15 protein-coding genes are annotated in these 17,361 nt (G+C 63.0%); 6 read left to right on the top strand and 9 right to left on the bottom strand.

Annotation, left to right across the window (positions count from 1 at the left end; translation table 11 throughout):
* Window positions 1-49: 49 nt before the first annotated feature.
* Window positions 50-994 (bottom strand): bifunctional Delta(1)-pyrroline-2-carboxylate/Delta(1)-piperideine-2-carboxylate reductase, encoded by a 945-nt coding sequence (gene lhpI / locus AWB79_RS15820; protein ID WP_061168358.1) that lies wholly within the window; start codon window positions 992-994, stop codon window positions 50-52.
* A gap of 241 nt (window positions 995-1,235) precedes the next feature.
* Between lhpI and ppk2 the strand changes: the two genes are divergently transcribed.
* Window positions 1,236-2,132, top strand: coding sequence for a polyphosphate kinase 2 (ppk2, locus tag AWB79_RS15815; protein WP_061168357.1), 897 nt, complete (start codon window positions 1,236-1,238; stop codon window positions 2,130-2,132).
* A gap of 32 nt (window positions 2,133-2,164) precedes the next feature.
* Here the strand turns inward: ppk2 and AWB79_RS15810 are convergent, their stop codons facing one another.
* From AWB79_RS15810 to AWB79_RS15790, 5 genes are all read right to left on the bottom strand, one after another.
* A complete protein-coding gene (locus AWB79_RS15810) occupies window positions 2,165-2,389 on the bottom strand; it encodes a hypothetical protein (protein ID WP_061168356.1) in 225 nt (74 codons plus the stop codon).
* Between the two features lie 173 nt (window positions 2,390-2,562).
* Complete coding sequence (locus tag AWB79_RS15805) at window positions 2,563-4,074, bottom strand: efflux transporter outer membrane subunit (RefSeq protein ID WP_061168475.1); 1,512 nt, start codon at window positions 4,072-4,074, stop codon at window positions 2,563-2,565.
* Window positions 4,075-4,082: 8 nt separating this feature from the next.
* A complete protein-coding gene (locus AWB79_RS15800; RefSeq protein WP_061168355.1) occupies window positions 4,083-7,283 on the bottom strand; it encodes an efflux RND transporter permease subunit in 3,201 nt (1,066 codons plus the stop codon).
* Window positions 7,284-7,314: 31 nt separating this feature from the next.
* Complete coding sequence (locus AWB79_RS15795; protein WP_061168354.1) at window positions 7,315-8,511, bottom strand: efflux RND transporter periplasmic adaptor subunit; 1,197 nt, start codon at window positions 8,509-8,511, stop codon at window positions 7,315-7,317.
* A gap of 68 nt (window positions 8,512-8,579) precedes the next feature.
* Window positions 8,580-9,398 carry an alpha/beta hydrolase gene (locus tag AWB79_RS15790; protein WP_061168353.1) on the bottom strand — a complete coding sequence of 273 codons (819 nt, stop codon included), beginning with the start codon at window positions 9,396-9,398 and terminating at the stop codon, window positions 8,580-8,582.
* Between the two features lie 218 nt (window positions 9,399-9,616).
* On the opposite strand from AWB79_RS15790, the gene AWB79_RS15785 reads away from it, so the two are divergent.
* The 4 genes from AWB79_RS15785 (at window position 9,617) to AWB79_RS40085 (ending at window position 11,953) form a co-directional block, all read left to right on the top strand.
* Window positions 9,617-10,627 (top strand): LysR family transcriptional regulator, encoded by a 1,011-nt coding sequence (locus AWB79_RS15785; protein ID WP_061168352.1) that lies wholly within the window; start codon window positions 9,617-9,619, stop codon window positions 10,625-10,627.
* Window positions 10,628-10,663: 36 nt separating this feature from the next.
* The gene (locus tag AWB79_RS15780; protein WP_061168351.1) at window positions 10,664-11,194 is read left to right on the top strand and encodes a GNAT family N-acetyltransferase; all 531 of its coding nucleotides are present in this window, start codon (window positions 10,664-10,666) and stop codon (window positions 11,192-11,194) included.
* 201 nt (window positions 11,195-11,395) lie between these two features.
* Window positions 11,396-11,764, top strand: a complete 369-nt coding sequence (locus tag AWB79_RS15775) for a DUF4148 domain-containing protein (protein WP_061168474.1) — start codon at window positions 11,396-11,398, stop codon at window positions 11,762-11,764.
* Between the two features lie 33 nt (window positions 11,765-11,797).
* A complete protein-coding gene (locus tag AWB79_RS40085) occupies window positions 11,798-11,953 on the top strand; it encodes a hypothetical protein (protein ID WP_198399036.1) in 156 nt (51 codons plus the stop codon).
* Between the two features lie 44 nt (window positions 11,954-11,997).
* On the opposite strand, the gene AWB79_RS15770 is transcribed toward AWB79_RS40085, so the two are convergent.
* Window positions 11,998-14,520, bottom strand: a complete 2,523-nt coding sequence (locus AWB79_RS15770; protein ID WP_061168350.1) for an adenosylcobalamin-dependent ribonucleoside-diphosphate reductase — start codon at window positions 14,518-14,520, stop codon at window positions 11,998-12,000.
* A gap of 209 nt (window positions 14,521-14,729) precedes the next feature.
* Here AWB79_RS15770 and mobB point away from each other — a divergent pair, with 209 nt between their 5' ends.
* On the top strand, window positions 14,730-15,272 hold the full coding sequence (gene mobB / locus AWB79_RS15765) for a molybdopterin-guanine dinucleotide biosynthesis protein B (RefSeq protein ID WP_061168349.1): 543 nt from the start codon (window positions 14,730-14,732) through the stop codon (window positions 15,270-15,272).
* Here the strand turns inward: mobB and AWB79_RS15760 are convergent.
* A complete protein-coding gene (locus AWB79_RS15760; protein ID WP_061168348.1) occupies window positions 15,251-15,451 on the bottom strand; it encodes a DUF2783 domain-containing protein in 201 nt (66 codons plus the stop codon). The two genes, mobB and AWB79_RS15760, sit on opposite strands and share 22 nt — an antisense overlap.
* A gap of 5 nt (window positions 15,452-15,456) precedes the next feature.
* A complete protein-coding gene (locus AWB79_RS15755; protein WP_061168347.1) occupies window positions 15,457-17,136 on the bottom strand; it encodes an FAD-dependent oxidoreductase in 1,680 nt (559 codons plus the stop codon).
* Between the last annotated feature and the right edge of the window lie 225 nt (window positions 17,137-17,361).

Here is a 17,361-nt window from a genome sequence, read left to right as displayed (position 1 = left end):
CGTCATTGAAAAGGCATGCAGCAAGTCCCGTTCCACACGACGATAGCCATTAACCACGCGGCTCGGCGGCCATTTCCTCCGACAAAACCGCACGCGCCACGCGGCACGCGGCGAGATCCCACGCCGCGCAACCGACCGACTTGAACATGACCGCGCGTGCCGCGTTCTCGGTCTGCGGCGATGCGGCGAGCGCGCCGGAAAGCGCTCGCACCGCGTTCCAGTCGACGCCCGCGAGAATGAAGTCGCCCGCTTCGTGACGCGCGCCCGCCGGATCGTCCACATAAAGCTCGCTCGCGTGAACGGTCGTGGCGGCGATCTCGGCGGCATCCGCCGTGAAGGCGCCCACGCCGATCACGAGGCGGCCCGCGCGCGCCGGCTCGCTGTACACGGGCGTCTTGCTCGTCGTCGCGGCGATCACGACATCGATCGAATCGGGGATCGCGTCTGCTTCGAATGCGGACAGCCTGTTCGATATCGACGCATGCGCGGCGCAGAACTCGCGCGCACGCTCGGGGCGCGATCCCTTCACGACGATACGCGCCTGCGGATACACCGCCGCGAGCGCCTCGATGTGATACGCCGACTGCTTGCCCGTGCCGATCACGAGCACCTCGCGCGGGGCGCCGTGCAGCGCGCGAATCGCGAGCATCGACACCGACGCGGTGCGCCGGCCCGTGACGGTCGGTCCGTCGAGCATGAATTGCGGCACGCCCGTGACGGCGTCGTAGGCGGTCACCTGACCGTGGATGGTCGGCAGGCCGAGCGCGCCATTGCCGGCGCACACGTTGACGAGCTTGTGCATCGCGAGATCGGCGGCGCTGGCGGGCATCGAGAGCATCACGCCGCCTTCGATCGGCACGACCATGCGCTCCGGACTCACGATGCGGCCCGCCGCGTAATCCAGCATGGTTGCGGCGAGCGTGTCCACGAGCCGGTCATAAGGCACGAGGCGCGCGGTCTGGGCTTCGTCGAAACTGTGGATAGTTGCGGTCATGGGTTCACTCGTAAAGGTTGTGGTGCCATCGGCATGCCATCGAAGTGCCGGAACATTCTAACGGCGCGCGGCGTGGCGTCATAAAGCCGCGTCCCCGTATTTGTGGGCGCCCGCGCCGCTCCCTACAATTGCGGAAAACGGTTGCTGTCATATGACCGCAACCGAAGACGGTCATAATCGGCCGTCCCGCGCCGCCCCCTCAACCCGACGGCGCAGCCCAAGAACGCCCACGGAGCCCTTCATGAACACGACGGACAAGCGCAGCCGATTCCACGCCGACATCATCGACAGCTACGACGAAGAGTTCGAGATGGAAATCGACGATCGCTTCCTGGACGGCGAATCGACCTTCTCCGAGGAAGACCGTCAGTTGCGCAAGACCTATTTCCGCGAACTGTTCCGTCTGCAGGGCGAACTCGTGAAGCTGCAGGACTGGGTCGTGCATACGGGTCACCGGCTCGTCGTGATTTTCGAAGGGCGCGACGCCGCCGGCAAGGGCGGCGCGATCAAGCGCATCACGCAGCGGCTCAATCCGCGCGTGTGCCGCGTGGCCGCGCTGCCCGCGCCGAACAATCGCGAGCGCACGCAGTGGTATTTCCAGCGCTATGTGTCGCATCTGCCCGCCGCGGGCGAGATCGTGCTGTTCGACCGTAGCTGGTACAACCGCGCGGGCGTGGAGCGCGTGATGAACTTCTGCACCGACGAAGAGTATGAAGAATTCTTCCGCTCGGTTCCCGAGTTCGAGAAGATGCTGGTGCGCAGCGGCATCCAGATCGTCAAGTACTGGTTCTCGATCACCGACGACGAACAGGAAGTGCGCTTCCAGGCGCGCATCGAAGATCCGCTGAAACAGTGGAAGCTGAGCCCGATGGATCTGGAGAGCCGCCGTCGCTGGGAAGCGTATACGGCGGCGAAGGAAGTCATGCTGGCGCGCACGCATATTCCCGAAGCGCCGTGGTGGGTCGTGCATGCGGTCGACAAAAAGCGCGCGCGTCTGAACTGCATCCATCACCTGCTGAGCCAGGTTCCCTATCACGACGTGGAACATCAGTCGATCGAGCTGCCCGATCGCGTGTTCAATCCCGACTATCTGCGCCAGCCCGTGTCTGACGATATGTACGTGCCCGAAGTGTATTGAGGTTCGATGCCTGGATGCTTCGTGTGCATGCGTCAGCAGCAGTTGTTGCAGGGCAAGTGCTTCATGCCCTCGTCGCTGCGCTGACGCGTGCTCGTGACACGCAACGCGAAGTGATACGCGTGCTGCGATCCCTTGAGCACCATCACGAACACGACCTGCGTGAGATTGAAATCGAGCGTGACCATCAGGCGCATCAACAGCAGCAGTGGCAGCACCACCGCCGGCTGATACAGTTGTCTTGCGATCAAGTCTTTCATCTTCGGCTCCTTATCCCATGCGTTGAATTGTATGGATTGGAGCCGCGCGGATAAACGCTCCGCTGGCGAAGACATATGTTCCCGAAAACGAACAATCGACTTCGTCTCTTCCTACGCTTCCTTCGCGAACACGCATAAAAAATGGCCCTGCAGATAGCAGGGCCATGTTCACGTCATTTCTGCGCGAGACTCGGCTCGGGCACGGGCGTGGGCTTCGCATCGCCCCAGCCGCCGCCCAAAGCGCGGATCAGATTCACGGTGGACACCGCCTGCGCGCCCTGCAATTGCACCGACGAACGCTGCGTTTGCAGCACCGTGCGCTCGGCATCGATCACATCGAGATAATTCACCGCGCCTTCGGTGTACTGCGTGCGCGAGAGCTGCGCGGCGCGCACCGAGGCCTTCACGGCGTCGTCCTGCGTGGCCGTCTGATCTTCGAGGATGCGCAGATCGGAAAGATTGTCCTCGACCTCGCGGAACGCAACCAGCACCTGCTGACGATAGTTCGCCACGTCCTCTTCGTACACCGCGCGCGCATTCGCGAGGTTGCCCTTGCGGCGCCCGCCATCGAAGATCGGGATGTTCAGCGCCGTGCCCGCGAACGGCCCGAGGAGGAAGGTGCGGCTCGACCACTTGAAGAGATCGCCGAGCGTTGCTGACTCGAAACCGCCCGACCCGGTGAGCGTGAGCGACGGGAAGAACGCCGCCTTCGCCACGCCTATGCGCGCATTGGCCGCCGCCATCGCCCGCTCCGCCGCCGCGACGTCCGGACGGCGCTCGAGCAATGCCGAAGGCAGACCCGGCGGCACGCGGATCGTCACCGGCTTGAGCGGGTTCGCCGCCATCGAAAATTCCGCGGGCGACTTGCCGAGCAACACCGCAAGGCTATGCTCCGATGCCGCGCGCAGACGCTGCACCGTCATCGCATCCGAGCGCGCCGTCGCGAGTTCGGACTTGGCGCGCGCCACGTCGAGCTCACTGATATCGCCTTCGTTGAAGCGCTTCTGCACGAGCTTCAACGCTTCCTCGCGCAATTGCACGGTGCGCGTGAAGACATCGCTTTCGGCGTCGAGCTCGCGCAGATTGAAGTAGTTCTGCGCCACATCGGCCTGCAAGGCCAGTTGCACCGAGCGGAACAGCGCCTCGCTCTGCTGCGTGTCGGCGTTCGCGGCCTTCACCGAATCCGATACGCGGCCGAACAGATCCACTTCATACGACACGCTCGCCTGCGCGCGCCACAGCGTCTGCGGGGACACGTTGCCATCGGGCGGCAGGAACTGCGACGCGGGCGAAAGCTTCTCGCGCGTCGGACCGAAGCCCGCATCGAGCTTCGGAAACAGTCCCGCGCGCGCCGTCTGGTTGATGCCCCGCGCTTCCTTCACGCGCGCAGCCGCCGCTCGCAGGTTCTGGTTCGCATCCTGCGCCTGCTTTTCCAGATCGTTGAGCGTGGCGTCGTCGAAGATCGTCCACCATTCGCCGCGCAGCATCTCTTCAGATGGCTGCGCGGTCTTCCACGTACCCGCCTCCGATGCATCGAGCGTCTTTTGCGGCGTTTCCTTGAAGGCTTCCGGCGCGTGGGCGTCGGGCGTCTCGTAGGTCGGCGCGAGCGAGCAGCCCGCGACCACCAGCAACGCCGCCATCAGACCGGGCAAGCCCAGCCATCGTTTCATTTGCAACTTGTTCATCATGGACCTCATTGCGCTTCGACCGAAGCACCGATACCGCGCATCTGCGGATGCGAGCCATGCTTGTCCGTCACGTGCTCGGTGCGCGAGAGCTTGCGCAGGATCACGTAGAAGACCGGGGTCAGCATCAGACCGAAGAGCGTCACGCCGAGCATGCCGAAGAACACCGCGACGCCCATCGCGTGGCGCATCTCCGAGCCCGCGCCCGTGGACAGCACGAGCGGCACCACACCCATGATGAACGCGATGGACGTCATCAGGATCGGACGCAGGCGCAGCCGGCTCGCTTCGATCGCGGCCTGCACGATCGAGCGCCCTTGCATCTCCAGCTCGCGCGCGAACTCGACGATCAGAATCGCGTTCTTCGCCGACAAGCCCACCAGCACCATCAGGCCGATCTGCGTGAAGATGTTGTTGTCGCCATCGGTCAGCCAGACGCCGAGCAGCGCGGACAGAATGCTCATCGGCACGATCAGGATCACCGCGAGCGGCAGCGTCAGGCTTTCATACAGCGCGGCGAGCACGAGGAACACCAGCAACACGCTGATCGGGAACACCCACAGCGCCGCGTTGCCCGCGAGGATCTGCTGATACGTGAGATCGGTCCATTCGAACTTGATCCCGCGCGGCAGCACTTCCGCCGCGATGCGCTCCGCCGCCGCCTGCGCCTGGCCCGACGAATAGCCGGGAGCCGGACCACCGTTGATGTCGGCCGCGGTGTAGCCGTTGTAGCGCACGACCATTTCCGGACCATACGTCGGCGTCACCTTCACGAGCGACGACAAGGGCACCATGTCGCCATTCGCGTTGCGCGTCTTCAGCAGGCCGATGTCTTCCGGATTCGCGCGGAATGGCGCATCCGCCTGCACGCGCACCTGATACACGCGTCCGAAGCGATTGAAGTCGTTCACGTAGAGCGAGCCGAGATAGACCTGCATCGTGTCGAACACGTCGGTCACGGAGACGCCGAGCTGCTTCGCCTTCACGCGATCCAGATCCACGTTCAATTGCGGCACGTTGATCTGATAGCTGGAGAACGTCGGTCCGAGTTCCGGCGTTTGCGAAGCACGCTTGATGAACTGCTGCGCGGCATCCGAGAGCGCCGCATAACCGAGCGCACCGCGATCTTCCAATTGCATCTTGAAGCCGCCCAGCGTACCCAGACCGAGCACCGGAGGCGGCGGGAACACGGCGATGAACGAGCCCTTGATGCCCGCGTACTTCTGATTCAGCGCGCCTGCAATCGCATTCGCGGAGAGCGCCTTGTTGCCCACGCGATCCTTGAACGGCTTGAGCGTGACGAACACGATGCCCGCGCTCGACGAGTTGGTGAAACCGTTCACCGACAGCCCAGGGAATTCCACCGCGCTTTCCACGCCCGGCTGCTTGAGCGCGATATCCGACATCTGACGGATCACGCCTTCGGTACGGTCGAGCGACGCGCCGTTCGGCAACTGCGCGAAGCTGATCAGATACTCCTTGTCCTGCGCGGGCACGAAGCCGCCGGGAACGACCTTGCCCATCAGCACCGCGCCTGCGAGCAGGACCGCGTAGAGCACCATCATGATCGCCTTGCGGCCGATCACGCCCTTCACACCACGTCCATACGCATCCGAACCGCGATGAAAGACCTTGTTGAACGCGCGGAAGAAGCCGCCGAACACGCGGTCCATGCCACGCGTGAGCCAGTCCTTCGGCTCGTCATGCCCCTTCAGCAGAAGCGCTGCGAGCGCGGGCGACAAGGTCAGCGAGTTGAACGCGGAGATCACCGTCGAGATGGCGATGGTCATCGCGAACTGCTTGTAGAACTGGCCCGTCAGACCCGACATGAACGCGAGCGGCACGAACACGGCAACCAGCGTCAGCGCGATCGCGATGATCGGCCCGCTCACCTCGCGCATGGCCTGATAGGTAGCTTCTCTCGCTGACAAGCCCGACTCGATGTTGCGTTCCACGTTCTCGACCACCACGATCGCATCGTCCACGACGATACCGATCGCGAGCACCATGCCGAAGAGTGACAACGCGTTGATCGAGAAGCCGAACGCGAGCAGCAGCGAGAACGTGCCCACGATCGACACCGGCACCGCAAGCAACGGAATGATCGATGCGCGCCACGTCTGCAGGAACACGATCACGACGAGCACGACCAGCGCGATGGCTTCCGCGAGCGTGTGAATCACCGCTTCGATCGACGAACGCACGAACTGCGTCGGGTCATAGACGATCTGATATTCGAGGCCCGCCGGCATGTCGGCCTTCAGCTCCTTCATCGTCTTGCGGACTTCGTCGGAGATCTGCAGCGAGTTCGCGCCGGGCTGCTGATTGATGGCGATGGCCACCGCGCTCTTGTTGTCGAGCAGGGAACGCAAGCCATATTCCGATGCAGCCAGCTCCACGCGCGCCACGTCTCCGAGATGCGTGACCGCGCCATCCGGTGACGTCTTCAGCACGATGTCGCGAAACTCCGACTCGTTCTGCAGCCGGCCGCGCGCATTCACGTTCAATTGCAGCGGCACGTTCGGCAAGGTCGGCGAGCCGCCGATCACGCCGGCCGCGACCTGCACGTTCTGTTCGCGGATCGCGTTGACGACATCGGTTGCCGTCAAGCCGCGCTGCGCGACCTTTTGCGGATCGAGCCACACGCGCATCGAGTAATCGCCCGAGCCCCACAGCTGCACTTCACCCACGCCCGCGATACGTTCGAGCCGGTCCTTCACGTTGATCAGCGCGTAGTTGCGCAGATACGTCATGTCGTAGCGGCCGTTGGGCGAGTTCAGGTGAACGACCATGGTGAGCGTGGGCGATGACTTGATGGTCGTCACGCCCAGCCGCTGCACGTCCTGGGGCAGACGCGGCAACGCCTGGTTCACGCGGTTCTGCACGAGCTGCGTGTTCTTGTCCGGATCGGTGCCGAGCTTGAACGTCACGGTCGTCGTGAGGTTGCCGTCGCTGTTCGCCTGCGACTGCATGTAGAGCATGTCCTCGACGCCGTTGATCTGCTCCTCCAGCGGCGAGGCCACGGTCTCCGCGATCACCTTCGGGTTCGCGCCGGGATACTGCGCATGCACGACGACCGAAGGCGGCACGACTTCCGGATACTCGGAGATCGGCAGCTTGAACATCGCGATGATGCCGGCGAGCAACACGACCACCGATAGCACGCCCGCGAAGATCGGGCGATCGATGAAGAATTTGGAAATGTTCATGACGGGTTCTGTCTGTTGCGGATGACGCGCATCACTGTGCGGATGCGGTCTTCACGACCGGCGCATCGCCGCTGTTGTTCATCGCGACGTTGTTGGCCTTGATCACATCGTTCGGACGCACGCGCTGCAAACCGTTCACAACGATGCGTTCGCCCGGCTCCAGTCCCTTCGAAATCACGCGCAGGCCTTCGTGCGTGGCGCCGAGCGTGACTTCGCGGTACTGCACGCGGTTGTCCTTGTCGACGACCATGACGTACTTCTTGTCCTGATCTGTGCCGATAGCGGCATCGTCGACGAGCACGGCCGCGTGCGGCGTACCGCCGCCCACCTTCACGCGTGCATAGAGGCCCGGCACCAGCGTGCCGTCCGGATTGTTGAAGCGCGCGCGCACGCGGATCGTGCCGGACGTCGTATCGAGGCGGTTATCGACCGAATCGACCACGCCTTCGCGCGAATAGCCGTCCTCGTTCGCAAGACCGAGCGACACCGGCACGGTGCTGCCCGCATCGCGGCCGAGATAACGCAAGTACGTTTGTTCATCGACATCGAACGAGGCGTAGATCGGCGAGACGGATACGAGCGTCGTCAGCAGGGGCGCGTTGCCGCCCGTCGAGACGATGTTGCCCACCGTTAGTTCGGCGCGCGATACGCGGCCCGACACGGGCGCGGTGATATGCGTGTACGCGAGATTGATCTTCGCGGCTTCGAGCGCAGCCTGCGCGGCCTTCAGGTTGGCGACGGCCTCGCGCGCGGCGTTCTGCTTTTCGTCGTAATCGCGCTTGGCGATCGCGTTATCGGCGAGCAGGCGTTCGGCACGCGCCGCATCGGTCGATGTGTAGCCATTGCGCGCCTGCGCCGCCGCGAGTTGCGCCTGCGCGCGATCGACTTCGGCTTCATACGGACGCGGATCGATCGTGAAGAGCGGATCGCCCTTCTTCACGAGCTGGCCGTCCTTGAAATGCACGGCTACGATCGTGCCCGGCACGAGCGGGCGAATGTCCACGTGATCGACCGCTTCGAGACGACCCGAATAGCTTTGCCAGTCGGTGATGGTCTTCGATACGACGTTCGCCACATCGACTTCGGTGGCGGTCGGGCTGTGCGCGGCGGCTTTGGCTTCGTTGATGGCTGAATCGCCGTGACCGTGCCAGGCGGTGTATCCGCCCGCGCCGGCGACGATCAGCACCGCGCCCAGCGCGGCGTAGATGCGTTTGCGAGTGAAAGACATGATGAGAGGCTCCGGTTGCGTTGAGATTGTTGTTGTGTGATGCGTGACTGGCCTGCCGTTTCTTGCGGTCACTTTCCGCGAATCAGCCGCTTCCTGAAGAAAGCGACGACATCGGCGAGTGCGTCGGGATGCGCGGCAAGTGCCTGATGCGAAGTCTTGCAATGACGGGTGACTTCGGTCGGCACACCGGCGGCAATCAGTTCGCCCGCGTATTTCTCCGCTTCGATATGCAGCAGGTCATGCTCGGCGCTCGCGATGAGCGCGGGCGGCAATCCCGCGAGACGGCGCGATTCGAGCGGCGCGGCATACGGATGCAAACGTTGCGATGCATTCGGCAGATAAGCGCGATACCACTGCGCGCATTCGCATGCTTCGAAATCGGGACACAGCACTTTGCGTTCGTCGGCCAGGCGCGTCATGCTCGGGTCGAGCAGCGGCGCGAGCAGCGCTTGCGCGGACATGCGAATATCGCCGCGATCCCGTGCGATAGCGGCCACGCATGTCGCGAGATTGCCGCCCGCATCATGTCCCGCGATGCCGATGCGCTGCGGGTCCGCGCGCTGTGCGCGAGCATGGGCGACCGCCCATTGCGCCGCGCGATAACCGTCTTCCGGCGCGGCCGGAAACGGAAACGCGGGCGCGAGCGAATAGCCCACGGAGATGACCCACGCGGGCGTATCGCGGGCGATGGTCGCGGCGGCGATGTCGGCGTCGTCGAGTCCGCCGCGAATAAAACCGCCGCCGTGGAAGTAAAGAACAATGGGCAGCACCGTGCCATCCGAGGCGGGACGATAGCTGCGCAGGGTGATTGGTTGAACGTGTCCGGTGATCTGCGCATCCTCGATGCACAGGCGCGGACTCGACTCCAGATCCAACAGTGTTGCCATGGTTATTTTCGGTGCAGGGCCGATGCAGCAAGGCCGACACGCATGGGTTGCGATGGTGCGAATTCTGGAGGCCGCGCCTTTTTTAATAAATGCCTATAATCCGGCAACACAATTCGGTCGCACCGAACAATCGTGGTTATCCCTCGCGATTTTTGTTTCGGGCATTCTTTAGCGCGCGCTTAATTCCTTGCGTCGCTAAGCAAAGAAGGTGAGAGAACATGGATCGGCTACAAGCAATGCAGGTCTTCACCCGCGTCGTCGACACAAACAGTTTTTCGCGCGCAGCGGACACACTCAATCTGCCGCGCGCATCCGTCACGACAATCATTCAGAACCTTGAAGCGCACCTGAACGTGCGCCTGCTTCAGCGCACCACGCGCAGACTCAATCTCACGCCGGACGGCGCTGCGTATTACGAGCGCTGCGTGCGCATACTCGCGGACATCGAGGAAGCGGAAAGCTCGTTCTCTGGCAGCGGAAAAGGTCCGCACGGCAAGCTGCGCGTGGATATGCCGGGCGCGATCGGGCGGCTCATCGTCATGCCGCAGCTATGCGATTTCCACACGCGCTACCCGGATATCGAACTGATGATGGGCTTCGGCGACAAGCCGGTCGATCTGATTCAGGAAGGCGTCGATTGCGTGATTCGCGTCGGCACGCTGCAGGATTCGAGTCTCGTCGCTCGGCGCATCGGCGTGTTTCAGGGCGTGACCGTAGCGGCGCCGCAATATCTCGAACGCAACGGCACGCCGAAGACGCTCGAGGATTTGCAGAACCACACGGCCGTGAACTACTTTTCGAGCCGCACCGGCCGCGTGATGGACATGGACTTCGTCGTGGACGATGAAACCATTGAAGTGAAGATGCGCGGCATGATCGCGGTGAACGATGCCGAAGCGTATCTGAGCTGCGGCCTGAAGGGTGTGGGCATCATTCAGGTGCCGCGTTTCATGGCCTTGCCGCATTTGCGCGCGGGCGAGCTGATCGAGGTGCTGCCGCAATGGAATCCGCTGCCGATGCCTATTTCCGCGGTGTATCCGCATAACCGGCATCTGTCGCCGAAGGTGCGCGTGTTCGTGGATTGGGCAGCCGAGTTGTTCGAGCGTTGTCCGCTCCTGCAGGGTCAGAAGGACGCGGAAGAGCGCTGCCTGCCGACGAGCACCGCGTCGCCGACCGTGATTCGTCACGGCACGCCGGAAGTCGCGGGCACCGAAGATGTCGTTGCATAGCGAATCATCTGACATCAGGCGTCACGGCAAACAACAATGAACGACAACATCACCGTGCGCCGCATTGGCGCGAACGAAGTATTCGACCACGTCGAAGCGCTGGCGGACGTGCTCATCGATTGCGTGGAAGGCGGCGCGTCCGTGAGCTTCATGCTGCCGATCTCGCGCGCCACGGCAGTCGAATTCTGGACACGCGTGGCGCATGGCGTCGCGCGCGACGAACGCATCCTGCTCGTGGCCGTCGATGGCGAAGCGCGCATCGTGGGCACGGTGCAGGTCGTCATCGATCAGCCCGAGAATCAGCCGCATCGCGCGGATATCGCGAAGATGCTGGTGGCGCGTCGCGCGCGAAGGCAAGGTATCGCGCATCGTCTTATGACGGCCGCCGACGATGCCGCGCGCACCGCAGGCAAGTCCGTGCTCGTGCTCGATACCGTCACCGGCGGCGATGCCGAACGTCTCTATGAACGCGCCGGATGGCAGCGCGTCGGCGTCGTGCCGAACTATGCGCTCATGCCCGACGGCGCCTTCTGCGCCACGACTTTCTTCCACAAGCAGCTCGCCTGACGATTCTTTCATCGCGCCGCAAACGCCCGCCCGTCAAGGCGCGGCGCGATTATTCGCCGAAATCGATAAATCTATTCGCCGATCCGGCATTTATCCGCGTGATGCCGCGCGGATACATTCATTCGTAACGCAGCGTGCTGATCCACCGAATGCAATCCGCATTTGCCCGCACGAAGCATCCGAATGAAAGGAGTCGCAAGCATGAAACAGCTCATCACGGGGTTCTCACTCGCCGCCATCTCGGCCGTCGTCACGACCACCGCGTTCGCGGAAAGCGGTCAGGGCATCGGCCATGCGGGCACGTATCAGGTGCAGACGCAAACGCAGACCAATGCCGGCGATACGCCGAAGACGCGCGCTCAGGTGCGCGCCGAACTGGCCGCCGCGTATTCGAACGGTTCGCTGCCCGCGTTGAATCGCAATACGTATCCGGAGCGCAGCATGTGGGGCGATGCAGTTGCCGCGCAAAGCGAGCAGCGCACGCGCGATGCCGCACAGGCGGAAGCACGCAACCGTGAGATCGTCGAGTACGCCAATGGCTCGGCGACGCAGACAAACGTAACGCGTTAATGCGCGTGTCAGCAATTGAATCGAGAGGTCATCATGTTCGATAACACTTCGCTGGAGCAGTTCTCGCTGCTGGACGATTTCCCTTCGGCCACGCCCGTGTGGCGTCCGTTCGTGCAACAGGCAAAGCGTACGCAAGCCGTTGCAGAGGAAACGAAACAGGAAATGGAAGAACGCGCGCAGTGCGCATGAGATGAAGGCGCGGACGAAGGCCCGCGCCTTTTTTGTTCAACCTTTTAACCGCACGCGCCGATCTCACCGCATGACGTGCAGAAGTCGCATCCGTCCTTGCGGATGACCGCGTTAGCACCACACGTCTCGCATTTTCGGCCGTGCATCTGGGGAAGGCCATGAGGATCGAACTCGCCTGGCGCGACACCCTCGGATACTTCATCGGGCTCGTCTGCTACAGCTACCGGATGCGACGTGCGATCGGCGCGCTGGCGCGCAAGCATGCGCGACGGTACCTGATCGCCTTCTGCATCGAGAAAACCGCGGCGATGAAGAATCTGCTGGATCGCATACGCTAACGCCGCGACTTCGGAGTCGTGCCAGCGCGGACTGCGATGACCATCGAGACGCTCGACATCGCCGAGCCGCACCTGTCCGCGATCCCACGACACCTTGCGCATATCCTGCAGGGTGCGCGCAGCGAAACCACCGCGCGCGGCGAGTGACAGGGAACGCATCGTCGCGGTGATCCATTGCTGCGATTCGTCGCGCTGCCCCGTTGGAATGAAGAACTCGATGGGCCGCTCGATCGTCACGTCCTCGCCGCCGATGCGTCCCGTCACCTCTATGAACGACACCGCGAGATAAAGCGACTTCTTGCCCGCCTGCGTCAGATACTCGACCTTCTCGATGATCGCGGGCAACTCCCCCTTCGGCCGATGATCGATTGCGATGCGCAACGGATCGAGATCGAGTTCGGGATCGGGTGAATCGCTCGGTGTTTCAGCGGGCGTGACCGAAAGCACCGCACCGAGGGTTTCGTTCGGACGATAAGTGGCCAGCCCTTTCAGGCCGCGCCGCCACGCTTCGAGGTAAAGATCCTGAAACTTGTCGAACGGATAATCGGCGGGCACATTCACGGTCTTCGAGATCGATGTATCGACGAAGGGCTGCACCACTGCCATCATCTCCATATGATCGTGCGCGGACATTTCCAGCGCGCTCACGAAGTAGTCGGGCAGCGCGTTCACATCGCCGCCCATCTCGCGATAAAGCCTGTACGCATGATCCTCGACGGCGAAGGTCTGACGCGAGCCGTCCGCCATGCGCTTGGTGCGCTGATAGGTCCACGAGAACGCGGGCTCGATGCCGTTCGATGCGTTGTCCGCGAACGCCAGGCTCACGGTGCCGGTCGGCGCGATGGAAAGCAAATGGCTGTTGCGAATACCATGCTCGCGAATCGCGTTCTTGATGTCGTCGGGCAGACGCGACGCGAACGTGCCCTCTTCCAGATAACGCTTCGCATCGAAGCGCGGAAACTTGCCGCGTTCCTTCGCGAGTTCCACCGATGCGCGATACGCCTCGTCACGCATCGTGCGTGCGACGCGGGCCGCGAAATCGCGCCCTTCCTGCGCGTCATAACGCAGGCCGAGCATCACGAGTACGTCGCCGAGTCCGGTGAAGCCCACGCCGATCCGGCGCTTCGCTTCTGCTTCACGCGCCTGTTCGTCGAGCGGCCAGAGGGTCACGTCGAGCACGTCGTCGAGGAAACGCACTTGCGTGCGTGTGGAGTGCATGAGGCCGTCCCAGTCGAATGACGGCTGGCCACCGCGCATCTGCGCGAACGGATCGCGCACGAAACGCGTGAGATTGAGCGGGCCGAGATTGCAGCAACCGTATGCGGGCAGCGGCTGCTCGCCGCATGGATTGGTCGCGCGGATCGCTTCGATCGCGCGCAGATTGTTGTCGCCGTTCATGCGCGACATGAACACGATGCCCGGTTCGGCGACATCGTAGGTCGAACGCATGATCGTGTTCCACACTTCGCGCGCGTTCACCTCGCGATAGACCCATAAACCGTCTTCGCGCTGATGAATGCCTTGGGCCGTGCGTTGCGAAGGCGATGGCTCTGCCTTGTGCACCAGTTGCCAGACTGCGTCGTCGGCGACGGCCTGCATGAATTCGTCGGTGACCGCGACCGAGACGTTGAAGTTGTTCCAGCGTCCTTTCTCGTGCTTCGCCGCGATGAACTCGAGCAGGTCGGGATGCGTGCAGTCGAGTATGCCCATCTGCGCTCCGCGCCGCGCGCCCGCGCTTTCCACCGTACGGCACGATGCATCGAACACGTCCATATAACTGCACGGACCCGATGCCGACGATCCCGTGGAATGCACGCGCGCGCCATGCGGACGAATCGCGGAAAAGTTATAGCCGACGCCGCCGCCGCGCCGCATCGTCTCGGCGGCCTGAAGCAGCGCGACGTAGATGCCCGGCAGACCGTTGCTGTCGGCGCCCTGTATCGCATCGCCGACGGGTTGCACGAAGCAGTTGATGAGCGTCGCGTCGATGCCCGCGCCCGCCGCGCTCATGATGCGTCCCGCGCCGAGCGCGCCGCGTTTGAAGTTATCGACGAACTCCGCTTCGATCTTCGCGCGTAGCTCCTGCGGTTCGGCTTGCGCCACACCGCGCGCCACGCGTCGATAGATATCTTCGACGCGCGTCTCGTCGCCCTTGGCGTATTTTTCGAGCATCACGTCGGTGGAAAACTGCTGCGGTGCGATAGCAGTGCTGGGATTGTCTTCGGCCATGTCGGGTCCTTTGAACGCCTGAAGCAGCGCGCGACGGAGGTCAAAAGCGGGTCGGAAGCCCGCTGCGCGCGAGCGTGATCTGCCGCAAAGGCAATGCCCGACGATAGCGCGATTTCAGGCCGCTCGCCATCGACCCGTTACACTCTCTTGACCGACTCCGCCTCACGGTGGACATCGCTCCAAAACTTACAAATCAGCCGACCATTCGCATGAATTCGCGTCATCCGCCGCTCTTCGGCATCTCGGGCCGCTCGGGACAGGGCAAGACCACGTTGATCGAAGCACTGCTGCCGTGGCTGGGGGCGCACGGCCTCGTCGTCAACGTCATCAAACATAGCCATCATTCGGTCGAGCTGGAGCCGCCGGGCAAGGACAGTGCGCGCTTTCGTCGCGCGGGCGCGGGAGAAGTGCTGATCGCGTCGCCTTATCGCTATGCGATCGTGCGCGAATTGAACGGTGCGGACGAGCCGCCGCTTGGCGAATTGGCCGCGCGCCTCTCGCACGCGGACCTCGTGATCGTCGAGGGATTCGCGCGCGAGCCGATACCGCGGCTGGAAGTGGTGCGGCCCTCGGCGGGCCGCGATCCGCTCTATAAAACCGATGTGGCGATCATTGCAATCGCAACCGACGAACCCGCCGCGCTCGATACGGCGCTGCCGCTGCTCGCGCTCGATGACATCGCGGGCATCGGCGCGTTCATCTGCGAGCGCGTGGGCATCGCGCTCGAGGATCAGTTCGCGACGAGGCCGTGACGCGCCATCGTCAGCGCTTCCTTCAGCACGTCGTTGTCGCCGATATGATTCGCCAGCAGCAGGATCAGCTTCGCGTTGAGCATCTGGCTCTGTTCGTCTGACAAGCCGTTGTGCGTGTCGATGAGGCGCTCGTAGAACGCGTCGTGATCGGGAATGTTCAGTTCGAGATTGAGCTTCATACGATTCATCCGTTGCAGGTTGCGCGCTTGACGGCCGCATCGACCGCTTTGGCGTCGAAGGCGCGCCAGCGCGCGCATACGTGTTGATCCGGCCGCAGCAGATAGAAGGTGCCGGGTCGCGCGTCGAAACGATGCGCGACCATGCCTTCGACATCCTCCACTACCGTCACGCCCGGTAACGTGGCCGTCATGCCTTTGGGCACGACCACCAGCGCGCTCACCGGCAGCGGCGCATTAGCGAGCGCCGCAAGGCTTTGCGCGCAGGCGTCGGGACCATGTCCCAGCCCGCAGAAATAGATGCCGGTGAATGCGCCGCCATGCGTCTGATGCAGCAGCCACGCGTCGTCGCCATCTACGCGCACGGGTGCATCCACGCACGGCGCGCCGGGAATCATCGCTTCGTTGAATGCGTCTTCTGGACGGTCGGGTGTGTTGAGCGGCGAGTCGCGCAGCACGGCGGGCACCGAAAGACGCCCGCTGTTCGCGATGCGCCGCGCAAACGCGCAGTCCTTCGCGAGCTTCAAGGTCGCGTCGCGGAAGAGCCGCGATACCGGGCTCTTCGGCGTGATGAAATCGGTCGCGCGCGTCGAGTTGAGGATGTTTTCATCCGCCGCGTATTCTCGCTCGGATGCATACGTGTCGAGCAATGCATGCGGCGCGTCGCCATTCACGACGAGCTTCAGCTTCCACGCGAGATTGTCCGCGTCCTGCACGCCGCTGTTCGCGCCGCGCGCGCCGAACGGCGACACGCCATGCGCACTATCGCCCGCGAAGATGATGCGGCCATGCCTGAAGCTATCCATGCGCAGACATGAGAACGTGTACACGCTCACCCATTCCAGTTCGAATTCGGCGTCCTCGCCGAGCAGGGCCTTGACGCGCGGAATCACGCGTTCGGGCGCTTTCTCCGCGACCGGGTCGGCATCCCAGCCGAGCTGAAAGTCGATGCGCCACACATCGTCCGGCTGTCGATGCAGCAGCACCGACTGGTTGCGATGAAACGGCGGATCGAACCAGAACCATCGCTCTGTCGGGAACGGCGCTTTCATCTTCACATCGGCAATCAGGAAGCGATCCTTGAAGGTGCGGCCGTGACTGTCGAGATTGAGAGCTTTTCGCATGGCGCTGCGCGAGCCGTCGGCCGCGACGACGTATTGCGCCTTCAGCGCATAGACGCCATCGGGCGTTTCGACCTGCAGTTCGACATGATCGTCATGCTGCGTCACGCCGACGACGTTGCTCTTCCAGCGCAATTGCAGATGCTCCAGTTGCATCGCGCGCTCGGCAAGATAGCCCTCGACGTAGTACTGCTGCAAGTTGATGAACGCGGGACGCGCATGGCCCGTTTCCGGCAGCAGATTGAACGTGTAGACGAGGTCGTTCTCCAGAAACACCTTGCCGACGTTCCAGCTCACGCCCTTCTCCATCATTCGATCGCCGCAGCCCAGGCGGTCGAAGATTTCCAGCGTGCGCTTGGCGAAACAAATCGCGCGCGATCCGGTGGAGACGGTGTCGTCGTTGTCGAGCAGAACGGTGCGCACGCCCTGCTGCGCGAGGTCGATCGCGGTTGCAAGACCGACCGGTCCCGCGCCGACCACGATGACGGGAAAAGGCGCGGATGCGGGCGCATCGTGATCGGGGGCGCGCTCGTATTCGAAACGCAGACTGGCGTAGTTCACGGACATTCGATCGTCTCCATCTTCAAGCTTTCGCCTCAGGCGCGAATCGCTTCGCTTTCGGTTAGTTGTTCATCATTGTACAAGTCGTTTTATATTGTTGAATTTGCGTTTACCCGAATGCGAGGCGAATGCGCATGCGTGCCTCGCCGGTCGCGACGGGGCACTTACATCCGCTTACAAGCTGGCGCGACGGATTCCGGATTGCCTCAACGTTCAAGCAAACGACGGCGT

This window comes from Caballeronia hypogeia (genome assembly GCF_001544875.2).
Taxonomy (GTDB): domain Bacteria; phylum Pseudomonadota; class Gammaproteobacteria; order Burkholderiales; family Burkholderiaceae; genus Caballeronia; species Caballeronia hypogeia.
The sequence above is the reverse complement of the archived record's forward strand: the minus strand, read 5'-3'. Positions and strand labels throughout refer to the sequence as shown.

Excerpts from the sequence above, each read along its gene's own strand:
- mobB (WP_061168349.1), top strand. The coding sequence starts at position 14,730 with ATGAATTCGCGTCATCCGCCGCTCTTCGGCATCTCGGGCCGCTCGGGA.
- AWB79_RS15775 (WP_061168474.1), top strand. The coding sequence starts at position 11,396 with ATGAAACAGCTCATCACGGGGTTCTCACTCGCCGCCATCTCGGCCGTC.
- AWB79_RS15790 (WP_061168353.1), bottom strand. The coding sequence starts at position 9,398 with ATGGCAACACTGTTGGATCTGGAGTCGAGTCCGCGCCTGTGCATCGAG.
- AWB79_RS15755 (WP_061168347.1), bottom strand. The coding sequence starts at position 17,136 with ATGTCCGTGAACTACGCCAGTCTGCGTTTCGAATACGAGCGCGCCCCC.
- AWB79_RS15780 (WP_061168351.1), top strand. The coding sequence starts at position 10,664 with ATGAACGACAACATCACCGTGCGCCGCATTGGCGCGAACGAAGTATTC.
- AWB79_RS15760 (WP_061168348.1), bottom strand. The coding sequence starts at position 15,451 with ATGAAGCTCAATCTCGAACTGAACATTCCCGATCACGACGCGTTCTAC.
- AWB79_RS15810 (WP_061168356.1), bottom strand. The coding sequence starts at position 2,389 with ATGAAAGACTTGATCGCAAGACAACTGTATCAGCCGGCGGTGGTGCTG.
- AWB79_RS15800 (WP_061168355.1), bottom strand. The coding sequence starts at position 7,283 with ATGAACATTTCCAAATTCTTCATCGATCGCCCGATCTTCGCGGGCGTG.
- lhpI (WP_061168358.1), bottom strand. The coding sequence starts at position 994 with ATGACCGCAACTATCCACAGTTTCGACGAAGCCCAGACCGCGCGCCTC.
- AWB79_RS15795 (WP_061168354.1), bottom strand. The coding sequence starts at position 8,511 with ATGTCTTTCACTCGCAAACGCATCTACGCCGCGCTGGGCGCGGTGCTG.
- AWB79_RS15770 (WP_061168350.1), bottom strand. The coding sequence starts at position 14,520 with ATGGCCGAAGACAATCCCAGCACTGCTATCGCACCGCAGCAGTTTTCC.
- AWB79_RS15805 (WP_061168475.1), bottom strand. The coding sequence starts at position 4,074 with ATGAACAAGTTGCAAATGAAACGATGGCTGGGCTTGCCCGGTCTGATG.
- AWB79_RS40085 (WP_198399036.1), top strand. The coding sequence starts at position 11,798 with ATGTTCGATAACACTTCGCTGGAGCAGTTCTCGCTGCTGGACGATTTC.
- ppk2 (WP_061168357.1), top strand. The coding sequence starts at position 1,236 with ATGAACACGACGGACAAGCGCAGCCGATTCCACGCCGACATCATCGAC.
- AWB79_RS15785 (WP_061168352.1), top strand. The coding sequence starts at position 9,617 with ATGGATCGGCTACAAGCAATGCAGGTCTTCACCCGCGTCGTCGACACA.